At 71.1% G+C, this 21319-nt stretch carries 20 protein-coding genes; 13 read left to right on the top strand and 7 right to left on the bottom strand.

Features of this window, described 5'->3' with window-relative positions; translation table 11 throughout:
* Nucleotides 1-46: 46 nt before the first annotated feature.
* Nucleotides 47-1375, bottom strand: coding sequence for a Rieske 2Fe-2S domain-containing protein (locus ACH4K4_RS03330; protein WP_398164418.1), 1329 nt, complete (start codon nucleotides 1373-1375; stop codon nucleotides 47-49).
* Nucleotides 1376-1986: 611 nt separating this feature from the next.
* Here ACH4K4_RS03330 and ACH4K4_RS03335 point away from each other — a divergent pair.
* The 12 genes from ACH4K4_RS03335 (at nucleotide 1987) to ACH4K4_RS03390 (ending at nucleotide 14124) form a co-directional block, all read left to right on the top strand.
* Nucleotides 1987-2844, top strand: a complete 858-nt coding sequence (locus ACH4K4_RS03335) for an XRE family transcriptional regulator (protein WP_398164419.1) — start codon at nucleotides 1987-1989, stop codon at nucleotides 2842-2844.
* 219 nt (nucleotides 2845-3063) lie between these two features.
* Entirely contained in the window at nucleotides 3064-4290 is a 1227-nt protein-coding gene (locus ACH4K4_RS03340; RefSeq protein ID WP_398164420.1) for an ATP-grasp domain-containing protein, read from the top strand.
* Nucleotides 4291-4380: 90 nt separating this feature from the next.
* Nucleotides 4381-5643 carry an ATP-grasp domain-containing protein gene (locus ACH4K4_RS03345; RefSeq protein WP_398164421.1) on the top strand — a complete coding sequence of 421 codons (1263 nt, stop codon included), beginning with the start codon at nucleotides 4381-4383 and terminating at the stop codon, nucleotides 5641-5643.
* Between the two features lie 43 nt (nucleotides 5644-5686).
* The gene (locus ACH4K4_RS03350; RefSeq protein WP_398164422.1) at nucleotides 5687-6367 is read left to right on the top strand and encodes a 7-cyano-7-deazaguanine synthase; all 681 of its coding nucleotides are present in this window, start codon (nucleotides 5687-5689) and stop codon (nucleotides 6365-6367) included.
* Nucleotides 6364-6729, top strand: coding sequence for a 6-pyruvoyl trahydropterin synthase family protein (locus ACH4K4_RS03355; RefSeq protein WP_398164423.1), 366 nt, complete (start codon nucleotides 6364-6366; stop codon nucleotides 6727-6729). Before ACH4K4_RS03350 ends, ACH4K4_RS03355 begins: the two co-directional genes overlap by 4 nt.
* Before the next feature lie 157 nt (nucleotides 6730-6886).
* A complete protein-coding gene (locus ACH4K4_RS03360) occupies nucleotides 6887-7516 on the top strand; it encodes a 7-carboxy-7-deazaguanine synthase QueE (RefSeq protein WP_398164424.1) in 630 nt (209 codons plus the stop codon).
* A 3-nt stretch (nucleotides 7517-7519) separates the two neighbouring features.
* Nucleotides 7520-8119 carry a GTP cyclohydrolase I gene (gene folE / locus ACH4K4_RS03365; protein WP_398164426.1) on the top strand — a complete coding sequence of 200 codons (600 nt, stop codon included), beginning with the start codon at nucleotides 7520-7522 and terminating at the stop codon, nucleotides 8117-8119.
* A 69-nt stretch (nucleotides 8120-8188) separates the two neighbouring features.
* Complete coding sequence (locus ACH4K4_RS03370) at nucleotides 8189-9205, top strand: isopenicillin N synthase family dioxygenase (RefSeq protein WP_398164427.1); 1017 nt, start codon at nucleotides 8189-8191, stop codon at nucleotides 9203-9205.
* Between the two features lie 52 nt (nucleotides 9206-9257).
* Entirely contained in the window at nucleotides 9258-10511 is a 1254-nt protein-coding gene (locus tag ACH4K4_RS03375) for an ATP-grasp domain-containing protein (RefSeq protein ID WP_398164429.1), read from the top strand.
* 89 nt (nucleotides 10512-10600) lie between these two features.
* The gene (locus tag ACH4K4_RS03380; protein ID WP_398164430.1) at nucleotides 10601-11374 is read left to right on the top strand and encodes an ArpA protein; all 774 of its coding nucleotides are present in this window, start codon (nucleotides 10601-10603) and stop codon (nucleotides 11372-11374) included.
* A gap of 139 nt (nucleotides 11375-11513) precedes the next feature.
* The gene (locus tag ACH4K4_RS03385) at nucleotides 11514-12827 is read left to right on the top strand and encodes a cation:proton antiporter (RefSeq protein ID WP_398164432.1); all 1314 of its coding nucleotides are present in this window, start codon (nucleotides 11514-11516) and stop codon (nucleotides 12825-12827) included.
* A gap of 64 nt (nucleotides 12828-12891) precedes the next feature.
* A complete protein-coding gene (locus ACH4K4_RS03390) occupies nucleotides 12892-14124 on the top strand; it encodes an MFS transporter (protein ID WP_398164433.1) in 1233 nt (410 codons plus the stop codon).
* A gap of 7 nt (nucleotides 14125-14131) precedes the next feature.
* Here ACH4K4_RS03390 and ACH4K4_RS03395 read toward each other — a convergent pair whose 3' ends face one another.
* The 4 genes from ACH4K4_RS03395 to hydA form a co-directional block, all read right to left on the bottom strand.
* Nucleotides 14132-14836: a hypothetical protein gene (locus tag ACH4K4_RS03395; protein ID WP_398164435.1), complete on the bottom strand. Its 705-nt coding sequence runs from the start codon at nucleotides 14834-14836 to the stop codon at nucleotides 14132-14134.
* A gap of 157 nt (nucleotides 14837-14993) precedes the next feature.
* Nucleotides 14994-16100 (bottom strand): NAD(P)/FAD-dependent oxidoreductase, encoded by a 1107-nt coding sequence (locus ACH4K4_RS03400; RefSeq protein WP_398164437.1) that lies wholly within the window; start codon nucleotides 16098-16100, stop codon nucleotides 14994-14996.
* 26 nt (nucleotides 16101-16126) lie between these two features.
* Nucleotides 16127-17128, bottom strand: coding sequence for a TIGR03842 family LLM class F420-dependent oxidoreductase (locus ACH4K4_RS03405; RefSeq protein ID WP_398164438.1), 1002 nt, complete (start codon nucleotides 17126-17128; stop codon nucleotides 16127-16129).
* Nucleotides 17129-17138: 10 nt separating this feature from the next.
* Nucleotides 17139-18545: a dihydropyrimidinase gene (gene hydA, locus ACH4K4_RS03410; RefSeq protein WP_398164440.1), complete on the bottom strand. Its 1407-nt coding sequence runs from the start codon at nucleotides 18543-18545 to the stop codon at nucleotides 17139-17141.
* A 362-nt stretch (nucleotides 18546-18907) separates the two neighbouring features.
* On the opposite strand from hydA, the gene ACH4K4_RS03415 reads away from it, so the two are divergent.
* On the top strand, nucleotides 18908-19486 hold the full coding sequence (locus ACH4K4_RS03415) for a TerD family protein (protein ID WP_398164441.1): 579 nt from the start codon (nucleotides 18908-18910) through the stop codon (nucleotides 19484-19486).
* 44 nt (nucleotides 19487-19530) lie between these two features.
* Here the strand turns inward: ACH4K4_RS03415 and ACH4K4_RS03420 are convergent, their stop codons facing one another.
* Together ACH4K4_RS03420 and ACH4K4_RS03425 are read right to left on the bottom strand one after the other, a co-directional pair.
* Entirely contained in the window at nucleotides 19531-20112 is a 582-nt protein-coding gene (locus tag ACH4K4_RS03420; protein WP_398164443.1) for a TerD family protein, read from the bottom strand.
* Between the two features lie 282 nt (nucleotides 20113-20394).
* Entirely contained in the window at nucleotides 20395-21279 is an 885-nt protein-coding gene (locus ACH4K4_RS03425) for a helix-turn-helix domain-containing protein (protein WP_398164444.1), read from the bottom strand.
* Nucleotides 21280-21319 lie beyond the last annotated feature (40 nt).

The following is a 21319-nucleotide window of genomic DNA, read 5'->3' on the forward strand; positions in this document are numbered from 1 at the left end:
TGCCCGGGTTTGCCGGTGGCGCCGCGCCCGGTCGGCGTGCCCGGCGTCACACGGCGTCCTCCGCCGGCGTCTGCGTGACGCCGGCGATCTCGTCGTACGCCTTCTGCAGGTGGTCCGGGCGTCCCGCCTGGACCGTCAGGAAGCCGCCGATGCCGAACAGGCCGCTCTTCTTGCGGGCGGCGAGCTTCTCCTCGAAGACGTCGCGCGGCATGCCCCGGGTGTAGAGGGACTTGCCCATCAGCGGAAGCTGGATCTTCACGTTGGCCGCGGGGTCGCGCACCGTGCCCGGCGGGTCCTCGCCCTTCTCGACCTGCTGCATCGCCTCGAAGAACCGGCGCCGCAGCAGGGTGATGCCCTTGTCGCTGCGCCCCAGGCTCTCCGTGGTGCGGTCGGCGACGGCGCCCTGGCCGACCCATGCGGAGAAGTCCTGGTTCCCGGTGTGCGAGGTGAGGATCTCGCCGGTCTCCGGGTCGGTGAGCGGCCCGTACCAGTACGGGATCTTGTCCTGCTCCTGCTTCCCGGCGGGCACGTCGTCCGGCAGCACCGAGTACTGCCACGTGATGTTGAGGGTGCGCCGGTCGTCCACCGGGACGCGGAACTCGATCGTGTTGCCGGAGGCGAGCGTGTACGGCCAGAGGCAGAGGATGCCGCCCTCGCTCACGTCGTTCGTCCCCGCGTACGTTCCCTTGGGCGGGACGGCGGGGGTCTCCACGACCCTGCCGTTGACGAAGCCGTACTCGAACTCCAGGAAGTCGATGGACAGGTGCCGCGGCACGTACTCGGGGTCGTCCGGGTTGGTCCGTACGGCGTTCCCGTTCAGGTGCAGCCACTCGAAGTGCACGGGGTCCATGCCGTTCTCGTGGCACTGGAACCAGTTGCACGGCAGCTCGGTCATGATGATCTCGACGAACCCGTGCTCCCAGCTGAAGAGCTCGAAGTCGGGCAGCAGCGGTGCCGGGTCCGGGCCCAGGTAGGCCCAGACGAGTCCGCCGAGCGTGGCGGTGGGGTAGGCGGTGACACCGGCCTTGTCGCGGAACCCTCCGGAGGGGCCCGCCTCTTCGAACGGCTGGCTCGCGCAGCGGCCTTCGGCGTCGAAGCCCCAGCCGTGGTAGGGGCAGCGCATGAGGGCGCCGTCGACCCACCCGGTACTGAGATCGGTGCCCCGGTGCGGGCAGTGCCGGGTGATCAGGCCGTGGCTTCCGTCGGGCTTGCGGAACAGTACGAGGTCCTCGCCGAGCAGCTTGACGGGCTTGACGCTCCGCTCGCCCAGTTCCAGGACCGGGGCGATCGGGTGCCAGTACCGGCGGAGCAGTTCGCCCATCGGCGTACCGGGTCCCACTTCCGACAGGATCCGGTTCTTCTCGGCTGAGAGCATGATTGGTCCCTTCACCTTGCAGGTGTGCGGTCGTGCGAGAGCTCCGCGGACGGCCCGCTCCCGGCGAACCGACGCCCAGGCAGAAAGTGTCGCGTCGTCACCGTCGCGCCCGGGGCGCGGTGTCCGGGCCGCTCCGGGCCCTCGTCCCGGATCCCGGCCACGCCTGTCCGCCCAGGCCCAGCCATCATGCGGGGGCCCGCGCCGCGTTATCCACCGGCAGGTTTTACACCGAATAACCACTCGGCGAATTGATCTTGCGCGACGGAGACGGGTGCGCTACAGGAGGCCGAAGACGGAGCGCGGCAGTGGGAACGCGAACCGCATCAGACGCATCTACCGTCACAAGAAGCTCAAATGTCACTCGGGTAGTGACACTTTGTGCCGCTGGAGCACATGATGTCGGCTAACGGCACAACCGGGCCGGAGCCTCAGGCAACGGAGGTGGTGCACGCATGGACATCCGCAACGGCACAGGACACGCGTGCCCGGCACTGCCCACCGGCCGCGAGGTGACAAGACAACCGCACGACGCCGTCCCACGTCCGGAGCGGGCGCCACAAGCGTCGCACGCGCCGGAATTACGGGCAGGCCGTACCACAGGGGGACTCACGATGAACGCGGAAGCACTGCGGGCGTTGTTGACGGAACGGCGGGCATCGGTAGCCCCGGAAACCCACGGGCTCAGCCGCCCCAGCGGCAAGGGCCGGCGCGCCGCCGGCCTCGCCCAGCACCAGATGGATCTCCTGCTCAACCGCGGCCTGGGCACCTACCAACGCCTGGAGTCGGGCAAGTACCGGCATCCTCCTGTCGACCTCTTGCACGACATCGCCCGGCTCCTGCGGCTCTCCGAGCTGGAATGGACCGCACTGTGCCGGTACGCCGGCATCGGCGATCCGCCCTGCCCGCTCAGCCCGCAGTCCGGGGAGAAGGTGCCCAACCTCTGGAAGGACGCCGTCAAGGGCATCTCCCACGCGGCCTGCGTCATGAGCGCTTCATGGAACGTCCTGGCGCACAACCAGTCCTTCGAGGACATCTTCGCTCCCGGCACCTGCCCCTCCAACACGCTGGAGTGGCTGCTCTTCGACGGCCGGCACCTCCTGCCCAACTGGGCCGACTCATGGGCCCGGCACCTGCTGCCCATGCTGCGCGCCGACCTGGCCGGGCGGCCCGAGGACGAGGTGCTGCGCCGGCTCGAGGCCTCCGTGCTCGCGGACCCGGACACCGGCCCGCTCTACGGTTCGGCCACCGCCGTCGACCACCCCTACGAGGTGGAACGCCCCCTGATGCACGCCCGGCTCGGCCCCGGCTGGATCAACATGTGCCTCGCGCAGCCCCTTTCGTCACCGGGCGCGCGGCTGTGCATCCTCATCTTCCGCCCCATGAAGGCGAGCCCCGCCACCATCCTCCCGCCCCGGAACCAGGGTTGCTCCGTTCCGGCGATGGAGCGGGTCCAGCTGCTCAGGTCCTGACGGGACGGCCGGCAACAATAAGCCGACTGCTTTTTGGGTGTAAAAGACAGCAGTAGATAACACGGCGCCGACCGGCTGATGATGAATGGGCCGAGCGCGCCGCACAGTGGCGACACGACGCCACCTCCATCCCATGGCCCTGCGGCCATCTCCCGCTCCGCCGACCCCGGCGCAGCCTGCATTTCACGCCGTCGGCGTTTCCTTACGGAGGGCTTACTGATGCGAACTTCCGCTGTCCAGAGCGTACTTTTTGTCGGTGGAAAGCGGACCGAAGCGCTGGAAGCCGCTCGCAACGCAGGGCTACAGGTCATCTACTTGGGCCAGACGGCCGATATGAGCGACCGGCATCGTCAGCTGGCGGACGCCGCGTTCCTGTTCCCCGAATTCTCGCCCGAACTCGCGCTGCGCGCCGCCGTCGCGCTCCGTGAATTTCTTCCGTTCGACCTTGCGTACACCGCCGGTGACGCGTACCTTCAAACCGCCGCACAGATCAACGACCGGCTCGGGCTCCCGTCGAACCCGCTGCACACGGTCCGCGCGGTCAACGACAAGGCCCTCATGCGCGAAGTACTGCGCGGAAAACCGGTGGGCCAGGTCGCTTCCGCGGAAGTCCGCAACCGGTCCGACCTCGAAAACTTCGCCAAGGCGAACGGCTTCCCCCTCATCCTCAAACCGAGCCGGGGCAGCGCGAGCAAGGACATCCACATCATATCCGACGCCCTTTCCCTTTCCGACGCGGCCGGTTCGTCGTTCACCGATGACGAAGCGACCGGGGACACGGCGCCCTGGGTGGTCGAAGAGTTCCTGGACGGCCGGGAATTCAGCATCGAGACGCACAGCGCCGCCGGTGAGCACCGGATCCTCGCCGTCACCGAGAAATTCAAGAACGAGCACTGCGTCGAGATCGGCCATGTGGTGCCGGCCCGCATCACCGACGCGGAGCACACCCTGCTCGCCGACGAGACGAAATCCGTACTGACCGCCCTCGGCGTGGAGGAAGGACCGGGCCACACCGAACTGATCCTCACCGCCCGCGGCCCCCGCCTCGTCGAGACGCACACCCGCCCCGGCGGAGACGCGATCGTGGAACTGATCAAGATCGCGGCGGGCCACGACATCCACGAGCTGACCTTCTCCTGGCTGTCCGGCAAGCCCGCCGGCACGGCGCGCAAGCCGTCCGCCAACGCCGCGGCCATCTGGTTCCGCACCGCGGAGCCGGGGCGTGTGACGGCCGCCGGGGGCGAGGCGGCGGCCGAGGCCGGCGAAGGGGTGCTGTTCGCCTCGCTCTCGGCGTCCGTGGGCGACGTGGTCCGCGAAGCCCGCAGCTCCGACGACCGCAGCGGCGAAGCGCTCGCCGTCGGCGACGACGCGGACAGCGCGCTGCGCCGCGCGCAGGAAGCCATCGGCCGCCTCGTCGTCGAGACCGAGCCGCTCGGCCACGGCTGACCTCCACCTGCCCGGCGCGGCCCCGGCCGCGAGAAGGCCCCACCCTCCTGACGTCCCGCCCTCCGACGACCCACGCAAGGAACGTGCACCATGACGACGAACACCACCCCCTCCGGAGAGCCGGAGTCCGGCAAGCCGCTCCTGCTCCTGGTCGGCAGCGGCGGCCAGGCATGGCGCGAGTACGTGCTGCGTGCCATCGTGACCAGGTACCGGCTGCACCTGCTGTGTCCCGCGCCGCCCTCCTGGGAGAAGCCGTACATCGACGGCTACACCGTGGTCGACACGCTGGACGCCCCGGCGATGGCCGGCATCGCGCGGGCCTCGGGGCAGACCTTCGCCGGCGTGCTGACGTACGAGGAGACCCGGGTCGAGTCCGCCGCCGAGCTGGCCACCGAGCTGGGGCTGCGCACCAGTCCGCGTGCCGCGGTGCACGCCTGCCGGGACAAGTATCTCGGCCGCCGGGCGCTCAAGGAGGCGGGGGTGCCGCAGGCCGAGTCCGTGGCCGTCGCCGACCTGGCGCAGGCCAAGGCCGCCGCCGAGCGGATCGGCTACCCCGTGGTGGTCAAGCCCCGCGCGCTGTCCGCGAGTTGCGGGGTGACCTTCGTGGCGGGACCGCAGCAGCTGGAGGACGCCTACAAGGAGGCCGGCCGGATCTGGTTCGACGAGGTGCCGCGTTCGGAGGCGCCCATCCTCGTCGAGGAGTTCCTGGACGGCCCGGAGATCAGCGTGGAGGCGCTCTGCCGCGACGGGCGGCTCACCGCGCTGTTCGTGGCGCGCAAGGAGCTCGGCTACGCCCCCGGCTTCGAGGAGGTCGGCCACACCGTCCGTGCGGACGACCCGCTGCTGCACGACGAGGACCTGCTCAAGGTCCTGCAGGACGCCCACACCGCGGTCGGCCTCACGGACACCGTGACCCACACCGAGCTGCGGCTGACCGCGGGCGGGCCGAAGGTCGTGGAGATCAACGCCCGGATCGGTGGTGACCGCATCCCCTACCTGGGTCAACTCGTCACCGGCATGGAGATCGGCCTGGTGGCCGCCGACCTGGCCGCCGGCGTGGTACCGCAGATCCCGCAGCCCGCGGGCCCGGCGGCGGCCGCCGTCCGCTTCCTCTACCCCGAGCGGGACCTGAAGCTGGAAGCCATCGAGATCGACGAGGCCGCGCTGCCCGCCTCGATCCACGAAGTACTGCCGCTGGCGGAGCCGGGCAAGGAGCTCTGGCTGCCGCCCGTGGACAACGCCCGCTCCCGCTACGCCCTGGTCATCGCCGTGGGCGAGAGCGAGAAGGACTGCGCGGCCGCGCTCGACGAGGCCGCCGCCGCGGTGACGGCCAAGGGCACCGCGCTGTCCTGACCACGCCTGGCAGTGCCCATCATCGCACCCTGGGGGAACACCCGTGTCGAAAGTCATCGCCATCGTCTCCGGTGGCATGGATTCCGTAACCATGGCACACCAGCTCAAGGAGCAGGGCAACGAGGTACACCTGCTCTCGGTCGACTACGGCCAACGCCACCGCAAGGAGCACGACTTCGCCGCCCTGGCGGCGGCTCGGCTCGGTGCGGAACACCAGGTGGCGGACCTGAGCGCCGTGGGCGCCATGTTCCGCGGCTCCTCGCTCACCGACCCCACGGTCGACGTGCCGGAGCAGACCTGGGAGGGGTACGGGGAGAGCCCGAACATCGTTCCCAACCGCAACGCGCTGCTGCTCGCCGTCGCCTTCGCCATCGCCGTCGTGGAAAAGGCCGAGTCGGTGGCGATCGGCATCATGGCGGGCGACGCCACGTCGGTCCCCGACAGCACGCCGGCCTTCCTCGAATCCTTCATCGCCATGGAGCGCCTGGCGACCAGGGGCTACGCACATCCCGACCTCGATCTGCTCGCCCCGCTCGCGGGGCTGCAGAAGAGCGACGTCGTCCTGCTCGGCGAACGGCTCCGCGTCCCGTGGACGCAGACCTGGACCTGTCTGCGCGGCGGAGCGGCCCACTGCGGCCGCTGCGCGGCCTGCTGGGAGCGCCAAGAGGCCTTCACCGAGGCCGGCGTGGACGACCCGACCACCTACGAAGGGACCAGAGGATGACTCTGCGCATCACCAAGCAGTTCGCCTTCTCGGCCAGCCACCAGCTGGACGGCCTGCCCGACGGACACCAGTGCGGCCGCCTGCACGGCCACAACTACCTGGTGGAGGTGGAACTCAGCGCCCAGCGCGACCAGCTGACCGCACCGGGATTCGTCCGTGACTACGGAGACCTGTCCGGGATCAAGGGCTGGATCGACGAGTGGCTGGACCACCGGCACCTCAACGACGTGGTGAAGGAGGGCAACCCGTCGGCCGAGAACCTCGCGATCTGGATCTACGAGCAGTGGTGCACGGTCTACCCGGAGCTCACGGCGGTACGTGTCTCCGAGACGCCGAAGACCTGGGCCGAGTACCGCCCCTGATCCTTTCGTTCGATACCGAAAGCCCCAACGACCACGTGAGACAACCTCTAAAGGGGGTGATGCCTTGTGGAACCGGAGCTGGTAGTCAACGAAATCTTCGGCCCCACCTAGCGCCTTCCAGGGCGAAGGACGCTCGATCGGCCGTCGCTGCGCATTCGTGCGGCTGGGCGGCTGCAACCTCTCCTGCCGGTGGTGCGACACCCCGTACACCTGGGACTGGACCGGCAGCAGCGATACGGGGGTCAAGTTCGACCCCAAGAAAGAACTGCACCGGATGCCGGTCGGCAAGGTGGCGGAACGACTGCTCGACTATCACGTCGAACTGGTCGTGATTTCCGGTGGAGAGCCTCTCAACCAGCAGAAACGGCTGGTGCCGCTCGTCGGCGAACTGATGCGGCACGGTGTCGAGATAGAGATCGAGACCAATGGCACGCGGGTTCCCGACCAGCGTCTAGTGGCGGCCGGTGTACGTTTCAACGTCTCGCCGAAGCTGTCACACGCGGGAGACCCCGTCGAGATGCGCATCGTGCCGGAGGCCTTACGGGCCCTGGCCGCACTGCCGTCGAGCACTTTCAAATTCGTCTGCCGAGAGGTCGCCGACCTGGACGAGGTCGGCGAATTCACGGACAAGTTCGACATCACTTCTGTCTACATCATGCCCGAGGGGCAGAGCAGAGAAGAAGTGGACGACCACATGCAAACGCTGGTGTCCGCGGTCATCGACCGTGGCTGGAGCATCACGACCAGGCTCCACACCCTGGTCTGGGGACAGAAGAGGGGTGTCTGAGAGATGCTCAACAAGAAGATCGAGGATCAGTACCTGGCCGTCGATCCCGGCGCCGCCGGCGCGGAGGCGCCGGACCCGCTGGAGGGCCTCGCCAGGCGGCTCCTGACGGAGATCGGCGAGGACCCGGACCGCGAGGGCCTCAAGGACACGCCGGCCCGCTACGCGCGGTGGTGGCGCGAGTTCACCAACTACGACCCCGGCACCATCGACACGCTCTTCGAGACGACGTCCTCGGGGCAGATGGTCGTGGTCTCGGACATCAAGGTGTGGTCGCTGTGCGAGCACCACCTGCTGCCCTTCAACTGCTCGCTGACCATTGCCTACCGGTCCGCCAAGCACCTGCTGGGGCTGTCGAAGTTCGCCCGCATCGCCCACCAGCACGCCCACCGGCTGCAGGTCCAGGAGCGCCTGGTGTCGGGCATCGCGGAAGACATCATGAGCATCACCGAAGCGCCGGACGTCGCCGTCATCGGCCAGGGCGAGCACCTGTGCATGACCATGCGGGGGATCAGGACCGTCGGCCTGATGACCTCCACCTCGTTCCACGGTGTCTTCTCCGAGGACGGCTCCGCCCGGTCCGAGCTGCTCTCCCTCGTGCGCTGAGCCCCGGGCTCGCCGGCAGCCGGCCTGCGCCACGTCAGTTCGTCGTCGCGTCAAGAGAGTGGTACACCCATGTCTGAAACGTTTCCTGTCATCGATATCCGGGATGCCGAGCGGGGCCCCGAGGCCCGGGCCGAGTTCCTGGACCGGCTGCGGCCGGCCGTCCACGACATCGGTTTCTTCCAGCTGGTGGGGCACGGCGTGACCGGCGCGGCCGAGCTGATGGAACTGTCCCGTGAGTTCTTCGCGCTGCCGGACGAGGAGCGCCGCGCGCTGGACATCCTCAATTCCCCGCACTTCCGCGGCTACTCGGAGCTGGGCAGGGAGCGGACACGCGGGGTGCCCGACCAGCGGCAGCAGCTCGACATCGGCCCCGAGCGGGAAGGCGGCCGCCCGGGCCCCGGCGAACCGGCCTACCGCTGGCTGGCCGGCCCCAACCAGTGGCCGGCCGGCCTGCCGGGCCTGCGGCCCGCCGTCCTGGACTGGATGGACCAGCTGACGCGCCTGTCCCACCGGCTGCTCCGGCTGATACTCGAATCGCTCGAAACACCGGCGGACTTCCTGGACACGGTGGTGGACCCCGATCCGCAGGTGCACTTCAAGCTGCTGCACTACCCCGGCCCCGCCGGCGCGGCGGACGTCGACCCGGCGGACCAGGGAGCGGGCATCCACAAGGACCTGGGGCTGCTCACCCTGCTCGTCCAGGACAGTGTGGGCGGACTCCAGGTGGCCGTGGACGGCGAGCACTTCGTGGACGTGCCGGTGGTACCGGACGCGTTCGTGGTGAACCTGGGCGAACTGCTCGAAGTCGCCACCCGCGGCTACCTGCGGGCCACGGTGCACCGGGTCGTCCGGCCCGCGCCGGGCGTCGACCGGTACTCCATGCCGTTCTTCTACAGCCCCCGGCTGGAGGGGTCGATGCGGCCGCTCCCCACCCGTTACGTCAGCGAGGCCGGCGGCGTGGTCGTCGATCCGGACAACCCGCTGTTCGCCTGCTACGGCGACAACGTGATGAAGGGGCTGACCCGCGGGTTCCCCGAGCTGATCGCCCGCCACCACCCCGGTCTGCTGGCCGCGGCGGACCGGTGAGCCCGGACGGGACCCGCTCCGGCAGCACCCCCTCCCCTAAGGAGCCAAGCAGTTGAGCAACCGCAAGCCAGCCGTCCTCCTGGTCGATCCCGTGTCGGTCGGAGCGGGCTACAAGCAGGCGGTCCGGGACATGGACCTGGGCATCGTGTCCCTCTTCACCAACGAGCCGGCGGACCTCAAGGTGACCTGGCCCCACCACGCCAAGGGCGACGACGTCTCCTTGTACGCCACCGAGGCCGCCGAGGTCCTGGCCCGTCTCCCGGACCTCGATTACGAGATCAAGGCGGTCGTGCCGGGCTCGGAGTCCGGCGTGCACCTCGCGGGCGTCATCGCCCACGAACTCGGCCTGCCCTGCAACGACGTGGAGCTGGCGCGGGCCAGGCACGACAAGTCCCTGATGCGCGACCACGCGGCCGCGGCGGGGCTGCGCATCCCGGCCTACCGCCTGGTCCACGACCCCTCCGAGGTCCGGGCGGCCGCCGACGCCATCGGCTACCCGGTCATCGTCAAGCAGACCGAGGGCGCCGGCTCCATCGGTGCCACGCTGGTCCCCGATGCCGCGAGCGCGGCGGACTTCCAGGTCGTCGACAAGACCAACTTCTTCGGCTGGACGGTCGAGGCGTGGCTGGTCGAGGAGTACATCCGGGGCCGCGAGTTCGCGGTCAACGCCTTCAGCTGCGACGGCGACCACCGGGTGATCGACATGTGGGAGTACCGCAGGCCGGACGACCGGGATTACGACTTCCCGCTCTGGGACAACGTCCAGGCCGTACCGGACGACCCCGACTGGGCGCGGATCGAGGAGTACGTGATCCGGGTGCTCACCGCCTTCGGCGTGCGCCGCGGCCCGAGCCACACCGAGGTGAAGGTCAACGCGGACGGCGTCTTCCTGATGGAGGTGGCGGCCCGGCTGCCCGGCGGCCCGGCCACCGACCAGTGGTCGGAGTTCACGGACATCCGCCCGTTCCACGAGACCGTGGAGTGCTATCTCGGGCAGCGCCCCGCCGTCATGGACAAGCCCGTCAACAGCCGCGCCATGTTCGGCGCCATCGCCATCCACAACGAGACCGGCCCCGGCACCCTCGTGGCCGTCCACGGCCTCGAAGAGGTCCGGAAACACCCGGGTGTCGACAAGGTCCTGGTCTCCTACGAGCCGGGCGACCACGTGCCGCTCACCCGGGACATCCTGTCCATCCCGGTGGGCGCCTGGGTCTCCGGACCGGACCAGGAATCGGTCGTACGCGTGCTCGCGGAGGTCAGATCCATGATCAACCTGGAGATCACGCCGGACCAGCCGGCCGGCTGACGGTCTCCCTCCCTCGCCCGGGGCGGCCTTCCGGCTCCCGCCCCACCTCTATGCGGTTCCCCTCATCAGCACAGGAAGAAGAACTCGGCATGGACGTTCGCAAGATCGACGAGACAATCGGCAAGTTCCTCGCGGAGAACTACACCCAGGAGCGCATCGAGCAGCTGGCGGACCGGTTCTTCCACAAGGGCGTGGTGAAGTTCGACGAGAACGCCCGCCTCGTCCCCCAGGAGATCATGACCGCCGTCCAGGCGGAGGCCGACCGGCTGGTCGACGAGCACAAGGAACGGCGCGACCTGCTGCTGCGCACCACCGGCAACACCCCGCGCAAGATGAGCGTCGTCAAGAGCGAGGACATCGAGCGGAGCGAGCTCATCCGCACGATCGCCACCTCGGAGTCGTTCCTCGGCTTCCTCGGCCGCATCGCCCGTGAGCCCATCATCCCGCAGGTCTCCACGGACGAGCGCTACCTGATCACCCACCAGGAGTTCAAGGCGGACACCCACGGGTGGCACTGGGGCGACTACAGCTTCGCCCTCATCTGGGCCCTGCGGATGCCGCCCGTCTCCTGCGGCGGCATGCTCCAGGCCGTGCCGCACACGCACTGGGACAAGAGCAACCCCCGCATCAACGAGACCCTGTGCGAGCGCCAGATCGACACGCACGGACTCGTCACCGGCGACCTCTACCTCCAGCGCACCGACACCACGCTGCACCGGACCGTGCCGCTCACCGAGGACGGCGCGGCCCGCACCATCCTCAACATGACCTGGGCGGGCGAGCGCGACCTCGACAAGCCGCTCGTCGGCAACGACCGCTGGTGGGAGAACCCGGAGGCGAAGGCCGCGCAGGCGGTGAAGTAGGCCCGCGGGCCGGCTGCCGGCCCGCGACCCGCAGTACGGACGAGGCGCCGCGACGCGGCGCCGCCCCCAAGGGCCGGGCACGCGTACCGGACGCGTGCCCGGCCCCCCGTGGCCGGACCCCGGACGGAACCCGAGTGACGTGACCAGTAGTCAGATCACCGCCCTCTTCCTCGACATCGCACTGATCGCCGCCCTGGCCTGGGCCGGCGGCACCGTGGCCCGGCGGTGCGGCCAGCCCGCCGTCATCGGCGAGATCGTGGCCGGCATCCTCCTCGGCCCCACCCTGCTGCACGGGTCGTTCACGGAGACGGTCTTCCCGCCGGAGATACGCGGCCACCTCGGCGCCCTCGCCGACATCGGCATCGTCCTGTTCATGTTCGCGCTGGGCATGGAGTTCGACTGGTCCGCCAAACGCTCGATGCGGCGCACCTCGCTCACCATCGCGGCCTGTGCGATGGTGTTCCCGTTCGCGGTGGGCGCCGGCCTCGGACTGTGGTGGGGGCCCGGCGAGACGTCGGCGGGCCGGCTCCCCTACCTCCTGTTCATGGGCATCGCGCTGTCGGTCACCGCGTTCCCCGTGCTGGCGCGGATCATCGAGGACCGGGGCATATCCCGTACCCCGCTCGGTCAGTTGGCGCTGTCCAGTGCCGCGCTGTGCGACATCTTCGCGTGGGTCCTGCTCGGTGTGGTGATGCTGCTCTGCGGCAGCGGCACGCCCTGGCGGCTGGTCTGGTTCGTCCCGTACGCCGTCGTGTTGATCACCGTCGTACGGCCGCTGCTCCGCGTGGTGATGCGCAAGGCGGGCCGCGAACTCGACCTGGTCGTGACCTTCGCGGGCCTGCTCGCGTCCAGCGCCGCCACCGAGTGGATGGGGCTGCACTTCATCTTCGGCGCCTTCGTCTTCGGCATCGTGCGCACGAACGCCAGGCGCGGGCTGCCCGAGACGGTGGACACCCGGCTCCGGCAGGGCCTCGGCTCGCTGGGCAGCCGGCTCTTCATGCCGATCTACTTCGTCGTGGCCGGCTGGCAGGTGGACCTCTCCAGCCTGGGGCCGTCCCACCTGCTGGACCTGTCGGTGCTCCTGGTCGCCGCCGTGGCCGCCAAGTTCCTCGCCGCGGCGGGGGCCGCCCGGCTCTCCGGCATGACCGGGCGTGACGCGGCCGCCATCGGAGCCCTGATGAACACGCGCGGGCTCACCGAGCTGATCGTGCTGACCGCCGGGCGCGAGATGGGGCTCCTCGACGGCACCCAGTACACCCTGCTCGTGGCCATGGCCGTGCTCACCACGATGTCCACCGGACCGGTACTGAAACGGCTGCTGCCGCCCGCCGACCGCTCCGGAGGGGGTGCGGGCGCCGCGGCTCCCGAGGAAGCCGGGCCTACCGGGCAGCCGCTCCCGGCCGGTGCGCCGGCGCGTGACGCGCTGCCCGGCCCTGCCCCGCGCGAGGCGTAGAGCGGTAACTCCCGTAATCTCTCCGTTCGTTGCCATACGCACCGCAGAGCAAGGAGTCCAGCCGATGTCCGCCGAGCCCCAAGTGGTGCCGGAAGTAGTACCGGAGACCGCGCCACGCGGTCCGCTGCACAGCTACCGGGAACTGAGGAAGGTGCCCGGGTTCTGGCGGATCGTGACGGTCGGCATGGCGTCGAAGCTGCCGTCCAGCATGGTCGAGCTGAGCCTGCTGCTCCTGGTGAGCCGGACGTACTCGTACGGGACGGCGGGCCTGGCCGTGGCCTTCCTCGCGATCGGCCAGTGTGTGACCGCGCCGCTGCGCGGCCGGCTGATCGACCGGCACTCGCCCCGCCTGGTGCTGCTCGGCTGCCTCGCGGGCTATACGGCGGCGACCGTATTAGTGCTCGTGGCGGCGTCCGGACCGGGGTCCGCCGCCACGGTCCTGGTGATGTCGGCGGTCCTGGGGGCCACCTCGCCGCCGGTCGCCGTCCTGATGCGGACCGTCTGGCACAACGCCGCCGAGCACGGCATGTTCACCACCGCGATGGCCCTCGACTCGGCCATGATGGGCACGGCGCTGGTCACCGGCCCGGTGCTGGCCAGCTGGCTCAGCCTGTCGTTCTCCGCGGTCGTCCCCCTGATCGTCATCACGGTGCTGACCGCCTTCGTGGTGTGCCTGCTGCTCGGCACCGAGGTCCCACCGCGGCCGGCCGGGAAACGGCACTGGCTCGGACCGCTGACCTCCGCGCCCCTGCGGCGCCTGCTGATCGCGGACGGGCTGTTCGTCCTGGCGGTGACCGCCACCGACGTGTTGCTGCCGATCTACGCGAAGGAGCACGACGCGGCGGTGTTCACCGGCGCCTATCTGAGCGCCCTGTCCATCGGCAGCGTGCTGGGCAGCCTCGCCCTGGGCACCATGCCCCGCTTCCTGGCCCGCGGCCCCAAGCTCTCCATCCTGCTCTGCGTCTTCGCGGCGGGAGGCGGCGCACTCGCCCTCGCCGCCCAGGTCTCCCCGGTGGCGGTCCTGGTGCTCAGCCCGGTGGCCGGGCTGGTCCTCGGCTCCGTCTTCGGCACGCTGCGGACGGTGGGCAGCGACCTCGCGAAGGAAGGCGAGGTCACCGAGACGATGTCCTGGCTCACCAGCCTCGACATGGCGGGCGGCGCGGTGGGCGCGGCGGTCTTCTCGCACCTCGCCGTCTCCGAGGGGAGCGGGACGGCGCTGGCGCTGGTCCCGGTGGTGGTCGTGCTGAGCGCGGTGGCGGGCTGGACGGCGCGGACGCCGTCGGCCAGGCAGGGCTGACGGCGCGCTACGCCGCCGTGCCCAGGCGGAAGCGGGCCGCGACCTCGTCCGCGAGGTCGCCGACCGGGCGGCCGCCGTCCATGGTGATGACCGTGCTGCCATAGGCGGCCGCCTGGCGGCGTACCTCCGCGTCCCACAGTTCGTCCCGGGCGAGCCGCTCGGACAGGGTGGTCCCGGGGGCCCGGCTTCCCCAGCCGACCGGGGCACGCACCGGGTCACTGCGGCGGGCGCGGAGCGCGGCCAGCCGGAATTCCGGTGTGGGGAGGAGGAACACCGCCTGGTCGGGGCGGGTGAGCAGGGGGGCGACGTGGCACGGCAGGTTGCCGAACCAGTCCACCAGCACGGGCCGGTCGGCGGGGAGCGCGAGCAGGTCCTCGATCTCGAACGCGAACGTCTCGGCGACCACGCTCTGCGTGAACCCGCACGCCTCGTCCGGGCTCCGGCCGTCCCACAGGGAGCCGGGCGGTTCGTCGCGGGCCGCGTGGAAGTGCGGGTGCTGCCGCGGGGTGCAGCGTGGCAGCCAGGTGTGCTGGGCCAGGTCGCCGCGGTAGACGACGGCGCCGTGGCGCCGGGCCAGGATTATCGCCAGGGTGCTCTTGCCCGCCCCGGTGCCGCCGGCGATCCACCGGACGTGGGACAGCCGGCCGGCCGCTGCCGCCGGCGTCGTACGGGCAACTGAACGAAAGAGTGACTCCGTTGGGGGGCGCCTCATACGGTCCATGGTCCTCGCACCTGCCGCGAAGCTCCAAGACCGCACCGGGCGGGGAGCATCAGGAGTGGGCAAAGAGTCCAGGGAGGCGGGTGGGTCGATGCGCGCCCCCGCGCGCTGCCGCGCGTCTTGTGCGCCCCCGCAGGATCCGTGCGCCGGGTCAGCGCTCCGGGTCGTACGGCCGCAGGTCCAGCCCCGGGTCCCCGCCGGTGGCCAGCACGGCCGCGACCCGGCCCGCCCACGGCCCCATCGTCAGCCCGGTCGGGCCGAGGCCGCCGGCGACGACCAGCCCGCCGAGCCGGGGCACCCGGCCCAGGAGCGGGCGGACGTCCGGCCCTGCGGGACGGAAGCCGACGCGGGTCTCCAGGTGGGTGGCGCCGGCCAGGCCGGGCGCGACGGCCAGGGCCTCGGTCAGCACCTCGGCCAGGCCCGCGGCCGTCACACGGTGGTCGAATCCGGTACCGGACTCCCGGGTGGCGCCCGCCACGACCCGCGAGCCGCCGAAGGCGACGAGGTAGTGCCCGGTGGCGCGGGGCATGACGACGGGCCAGTGCCCGGTGTCCGCGCCGGGCAGGGACAGGTGCACGATCTGGCCGCGCTGCGGTGCGATCCGTACGGTGACCCCGGCGGGCGCCAGCAGGCCGGGCGCCCAGGCGCCGGCCGCGACGACGACCGCGTCCGCGGTGAGGTGCTCGCCGTCCACCTCGATGCCGGTGACGCGGTCCGCCGTGCGGGTCAGCGCCGCGTGACCGGGACGCACTTCGGCACCGCGCCGCCGGGCCTGGCGCAGCAGCGCGTCGCGCAGCCGGCCGCCGTCGACGCGCGCGCCGGCGGCTATCCGCACGGCCCGCAGACCGTCCGCGAGGGGCGGGAACAGGGAGCGCACCGCCGCCTCGTCGAGGTCGTCCACGTCGCCGGTGTCGGTGGGGCCGCGCCGCCGTTCCAGCACCCGCCGGCGGATGCGCCGGAGGTCCGCGTCGTCGGCGGCGAGGGCGAGCGCGCCGACGGTCCGGTACCCGAAGTCGTGTTCGCCGGCTTCGGCGAGTTCGGCGACCAGTGGCGGGTAGTACCGGGCCCCTTCGGCGGCGGCGCGGAACCAGTCGGGGTCGTCGTGCTCGGAGGCCCAGGGGCAGACGATGCCCGCGCCGGCGGCGGTCGCCTCGCCGGGTGCCGGGCGGCCGGCCAGGACGACGTCCGCGCCCAGCCCGGCCGCGTGATAGGCGGTGCTCGCGCCCACGATGCCCGAACCGACCACGGCGACGCGCATGCCGGCCCCCTTTCCCTTCTCGGCGGTCAGCCCGCGAGCTCCGGAATGATCTGCTCGCCGTACGCGTCGATCGTGGCGTCCCTGGCGTCGTGCATGGCGTACAGCGCGAACTGGTCGACGCCCAGTTCCCGCAGGCGGTGCAGCTTTTCGAGCTGGGCCCCGGGCGGCCCGAGCAGGCAGAAGCGGTCCACGATCTCGTCCGGCACGAAGGCCGTGTCGGGGTTGCCCGAGCGGCCGTGGTGGGCGTAGTCGTACCCTTCGCGCGCCTTGATGTACGAGGTCAGCGCCTCGGGCACGATGCCGGAGTGCTCGCCGTACCGGCTGACGAGGTCGGCCACGTGGTTGCCGACCATGCCGCCGAACCACCGGCACTGCTCCCGCGCGTGCGCGAGGTCGTCGCCGACGTAGGCGGGGGCCGCGACGCAGATCGTGACGTCGGACGGGTCGCGGCCGGCCGCCGCCGCGGCGTCGCGTACCGCCTTGACCATCCACTCGGTCAGGAACGGGTCGGCCAGCTGGAGGATGAACCCGTCCGCCAGCTCCCCGGTCATCCTCAGGGCCTTGGGCCCGTATGCGGCCATCCACACCGGCAGCCGCCCGTCGCGCACCCACGGGATGCGCAGCGCGTGGCCGCCCACGTCGGCCTCCCGGCCCTCCGCGAGGTCGCGGATGACGCGGATCGACTCGCCGAGGCGGGCCAGCGTGTTGGGGGCGCGGCCCGCCACCCGCATCGCCGAGTCGCCGCGTCCGATGCCGCAGACCGTGCGGTTGCCGTACATGTCGTTGAGGGTGGCGAAGGTGGAGGCGGTGACCTCCGGGGTGCGGGTGGAGGGGTTGGTGACCATCGGGCCGACGACCAGGCGTTCGGTGTGCTCCAGGATGCGGCTGTAGATGACGAACGGCTCCTGCCACAGCACGGAGGAGTCGAAGGTCCAGCCGTAGCGGAAGCCCCGTTCCTCGGCGCGGCGCATCGTGGCGACGACGTGCGAGGCGGGCGGGTCGGTCTGCAGGACGACTCCGAAGTCCATCACGGCCTCCTCAGTTCAGGTACTGGCAGGTGCCGCGCGGGGTGTACTGGCCGTGCCCCGCGCGGCCGGTGTAGCGGCGCTCGTCGATGACGGTCTCGCCGCGCGAGAGGACGGTCTCCACGCGCCCGGTGACGGTGCGCCCCTCGTACGCCGAGTAGTCGACGTTCATGTGGTGGGTGTCGGCCGAGATGACCTGCTCGGCGGACGGGTCGTAGATGACGAGGTCGGCGTCGGAGCCCGGGGCGATGGTGCCCTTCTTGGGGTAGAGGCCGAACATCCGGGCCGGTGTGGCGCAGGCGATCTCGATCCAGCGGCGGCGGCTGAGGTGCCCGTCCACGACGCCCTGGTGGAGCAGGTCCATGCGGTGTTCGACGCCCGGCATGCCGTTGGGGATCTTGGAGAAGTCGCCGCGGCCCAGCTCCTTCTGCCCCTTGAAGCAGAACGGGCAGTGGTCGGTGGAGACGACCTGGAGGTCGTTGGTGCGCAGCCCGCGCCACAGTGCGGCCTGGTGCTCGCGGGGCCGCAGCGGCGTACTGCACACGTACTTGGCGCCCTCGAAGTCCGGCTCGGCCAGGTTGTCGGTGGACAGGAACAGATACTGCGGGCAGGTCTCGCCGAAGACGTTCAGGCCCTTGTCGCGGGCCTGCGCCAGTTCGGCGACGGCCTCCTCGGCCGAGACGTGCACGACGTACAGCGGGGCGCCGGCGACCCGGGCGAGCTGGATCGTGCGGTGGGTGGCCTCGGCCTCCAGCAGTTCGCGGCGCACCTCGCCGTGGTAGCGGGGGTCGGTCCTGCCCTCGGCCAGCGCCTGTTCGACCAGGACGTCGATCGCGATGCCGTTCTCGGCGTGCATCATGACGAGCCCGCCGTTCGCGGAGGCCTGCTGCATGGCGCGCAGGATCTGCCCGTCGTCGCTGTAGAACACGCCGGGGTAGGCGGTGAACAGCTTGAAGGAGGTGACGCCCTGTTCGACCAGCCGGTCCATCTCCTTGAGCGTGTGCGGGTTCACGTCGGAGAGGATCATGTGGAAGGCGTAGTCGACGGCGCACTGGGCGTCGGCCTTGGCGTGCCAGGTGTCCAGGCCCTCGCGCAGGGCCTGGCCGCGCGTCTGGACGGCGAAGTCCACGACGGTGGTCGTGCCGCCCCAGGCGGCGGCCCGGGTGCCGGTCTCGAAGGTGTCGGAGGAGAACGTTCCGCCGAACGGGAAGTCCATGTGGGTGTGGGCGTCCACACCGCCCGGGATCACGTACTTCCCGGTGGCGTCGAAGGTGCGGTCCGCGCCCGCTGCCCAGCTCTCGGCGGTGGTCGTGCCGTGTGCGGCGAGGGCGGCGATCCTGCCGTCCTCGACCAGGACATCGGCGTGGATCTCGTCGGCGGCGGTGACGACCAGGCCGCCGCGTACGACTGTTCGGCTCATGCTTCCGGCTCTCCCTTCCACGCACACCAGTGGTGCTCGGCGGCGCCGGGAGGGACACGGCCCGGCGTGTCGGCCGGCCGGGCGGCGCGCCCCAGGTGACGCCGCGTCACGGCCGGTCTACACCCGTAGAGCGCGGCCGTGCAGCAGACCGTAGAAGCATGTCACCCACCGTGGCAACACCATGACCGTTAATCAGCGTGATCGGATGCGCCGCCGGCCGGACGGCGCACGGGGCACGCCGTGCCCCGCTCGCGTCATTTCATCTTTTGCGCAACCCGGGAACCATGCCGTGCACCGTCGCGTTGCCCCGTGGGGGACATCGCGAAAACACCGGACCGCTACACAACAGGAGACTCAGCACCATGGGCGTCAGCCTCACCAAGGGCCAGAACGTCGTTCTCAACCAGGACGGCACTCCACTGGCGGACGTGACCGTCGGCCTGGGCTGGGACGCCCTGCCCACCGCCGGCACGGATTTCGACCTCGACGCCTCGGCGATCGTCTGCGGGCCCGGCCAGCGCGTGCTGTCCGACGCGCACTTCGTCTTCTACAACAACCTGGCCAGCCCGGACGGCGCGGTCCGGCACACCGGCGACAACCTGACCGGCGAGGGCGAAGGGGACGACGAGCGGATCCTGATCGACCTGGACCGGCTCGGCGAGGACACCGCGCAGGTCGTCTTCACCGTCTCCATCCACGACGCGGAGCGGCGCGGCCAGAACTTCGGGCAGGTCAGCGACGCGTTCATCCGGGTCGTCGACAACCTGACGGGCCGCGAGATGTGCCGCTACGAGCTGTCGTACGACGCCGCGGGCGAGACGGCGATGGTCTTCGGCGCCCTCTACCGGCGCGGCGGCGAGTGGAAGTTCCGCGCCATCGGCCAGGGGTACGCGAAGGGGCTGGCCGGCATCGCCGCCGACTACGGCGTCAACGTCGGCTGACCCGCGGGGCCGGAGGGGCGGCGCCCCTCCGGCCCGCACGGCGCCTACAGGTGCGAGGCGATGACCGGAATCAGGTCCTGGAAGGTGCGGCCCATCGCGGGCTCGCCGATGGCGGCCATCTCCCAGCCGCCGCCGGACCGGCGCACCTTCGCCATGATCTGCGCGGTGTACGCGCCGCCCCCGGTCAGGGTGTAGCGGGCCAGCTCCTGGCCGTTGCTCTCGTCGACCAGGCGGCAGAACGCGTTCTGCACCTCCTCGAAGGTCTGCCCGGTGAAGGAGTTCACGGTGAAGACGATCTGGTCGACGCGGGCGGGCACCCGCTGGAGGTCGACGAGGATCGCCTCGTCGTCGCCACCCTGGCCCGCGCCGCCCACCAGGTTGTCACCGGTGTGGCGCACCGAGCCGTCGTCGCTGATCAGGTGCTGGAAGAAGACGACGTCGACGGGTTCCTTGCCGGCGAAGAGCACGGCCGAGGCGTCCAGGTCGACCTCGCGGGCCATCAGCTTGGCGAGGAAGCCCTTGCGCGCGGCGGCCTGCCAGCCCAGCCCCATCCGCACGACGCTGAGCTCGCCCCCGCCGGACTTGCTCAGGCTGATCTTCTGACCCTTGTCCAGATTCACGGTCATGTGCGCTCACTCCTGCGTCGGGATGGCCTGCCTCGGGGCAGGGCGGCGGCGCCGCCACCGGCCGGGAGGCAGAAATCTACAACACTGTAGAGGTAATGGAGAAGTAAAGACACGGGCGCTGGACGGGCGGGACGAAGACGCGTGCCGGGGCACACGGACGCCGGGCGGGCGGCGGCCGCACCGGGCGGACGGCGCTTGGCGGGCCCCGCCGGGACACTCACGGCGGGACCCAGTCGTACGGTACCCAGCCGGGCGTCCGCACAACAGACCGCGTCGCCGCTTTCACGGCGCCGCGGACGCCCGTTCCGCCCGCCGCCGCGGGGAGCACACCGGCTCCGCCGCCCGCCGCGCCAGTTCCCGCAGCGCCAGCGCCGAGGCCGACCCGGGCTCGGCGTGGTAGGTGACCAGTTGCTGGTCGGGGTCGGCCGGCAGGGTGAGCGTCTCGTAGGCGAGCGACAGCGGCCCCACCACCGGGTGCCGCATCCGCTTCCCGCCGAAGTTCTTGTCCCGGACGTCGTGGTCGGCCCAGATCCGGCGGAAGTCGGCGCTCTTGGCGGACAGCTCGCCGATCAGCGCGCACAGCCGGGGATCACCGGGGTACCGGCCGACGTCCCGCCGCAGGAAGGCCACGACGGCGCTGGCCTTGTCCTCCCAGTCGGCGTACAGCTCGCGGGTGGCCGGGTCGAGGAAGACCAGCCAGGCCGTGTTGCGCTCGTCGGCGGGCATCGCCGCGAAGTCGCCGAGGAGGGCGCGGGCGAGCCGGTTCCAGCCGAGGATGTCCAGCCGCCGGCCCACGACGTACGCCGGGACCCCCTCCATCGTGTCCATCAGCGCCTGGACGGCGGGACGCACCTGCTGCGTGCGGGGCGCGGTACGCAGCCGGCGGGAGGCCGGCCGCGCCAGGTGGGCGAGGTGGGAGCGCTCGGCCGGGGTCAGCCGCAGCACGTCCGAGATCGCGTCCAGCACCGCGGCCGAGACGTTCAGCCCCCGCCCTTGTTCGAGCCTGATGTAGTACGCCACGCTGACTCCCGCCAGCTGCGCCAGTTCCTCTCGCCGCAGCCCCGGCACCCGCCGGCGCCCGCCGTGGTGGGCCAGGCCCACGTCCTCGGGCTGGAGCCGGGCGCGGCGGGAACGGAGGAACTCGCTCAGTTCGGTGCGCTGGTCCATCCCGCAATTATGGCGGGCGCCGCGCGGCCCCCGGCGGGCG

The sequence above is a fragment of the Streptomyces sp. NPDC017529 genome, from assembly GCF_044329785.1.
GTDB lineage: Bacteria > Actinomycetota > Actinomycetes > Streptomycetales > Streptomycetaceae > Streptomyces.

Coding starts and splice junctions, on each gene's coding strand:
- ACH4K4_RS03330 (WP_398164418.1), bottom strand. CDS start 1,375: ATGCTCTCAGCCGAGAAGAACCGGATCCTGTCGGAAGTGGGACCCGGT.
- ACH4K4_RS03335 (WP_398164419.1), top strand. CDS start 1,987: ATGAACGCGGAAGCACTGCGGGCGTTGTTGACGGAACGGCGGGCATCG.
- ACH4K4_RS03340 (WP_398164420.1), top strand. CDS start 3,064: ATGCGAACTTCCGCTGTCCAGAGCGTACTTTTTGTCGGTGGAAAGCGG.
- ACH4K4_RS03345 (WP_398164421.1), top strand. CDS start 4,381: ATGACGACGAACACCACCCCCTCCGGAGAGCCGGAGTCCGGCAAGCCG.
- ACH4K4_RS03355 (WP_398164423.1), top strand. CDS start 6,364: ATGACTCTGCGCATCACCAAGCAGTTCGCCTTCTCGGCCAGCCACCAG.
- folE (WP_398164426.1), top strand. CDS start 7,520: ATGCTCAACAAGAAGATCGAGGATCAGTACCTGGCCGTCGATCCCGGC.
- ACH4K4_RS03370 (WP_398164427.1), top strand. CDS start 8,189: ATGTCTGAAACGTTTCCTGTCATCGATATCCGGGATGCCGAGCGGGGC.
- ACH4K4_RS03380 (WP_398164430.1), top strand. CDS start 10,601: ATGGACGTTCGCAAGATCGACGAGACAATCGGCAAGTTCCTCGCGGAG.
- ACH4K4_RS03390 (WP_398164433.1), top strand. CDS start 12,892: ATGTCCGCCGAGCCCCAAGTGGTGCCGGAAGTAGTACCGGAGACCGCG.
- ACH4K4_RS03395 (WP_398164435.1), bottom strand. CDS start 14,836: ATGAGGCGCCCCCCAACGGAGTCACTCTTTCGTTCAGTTGCCCGTACG.
- ACH4K4_RS03400 (WP_398164437.1), bottom strand. CDS start 16,100: ATGCGCGTCGCCGTGGTCGGTTCGGGCATCGTGGGCGCGAGCACCGCC.
- ACH4K4_RS03405 (WP_398164438.1), bottom strand. CDS start 17,128: ATGGACTTCGGAGTCGTCCTGCAGACCGACCCGCCCGCCTCGCACGTC.
- hydA (WP_398164440.1), bottom strand. CDS start 18,545: ATGAGCCGAACAGTCGTACGCGGCGGCCTGGTCGTCACCGCCGCCGAC.
- ACH4K4_RS03415 (WP_398164441.1), top strand. CDS start 18,908: ATGGGCGTCAGCCTCACCAAGGGCCAGAACGTCGTTCTCAACCAGGAC.
- ACH4K4_RS03420 (WP_398164443.1), bottom strand. CDS start 20,112: ATGACCGTGAATCTGGACAAGGGTCAGAAGATCAGCCTGAGCAAGTCC.
- ACH4K4_RS03425 (WP_398164444.1), bottom strand. CDS start 21,279: ATGGACCAGCGCACCGAACTGAGCGAGTTCCTCCGTTCCCGCCGCGCC.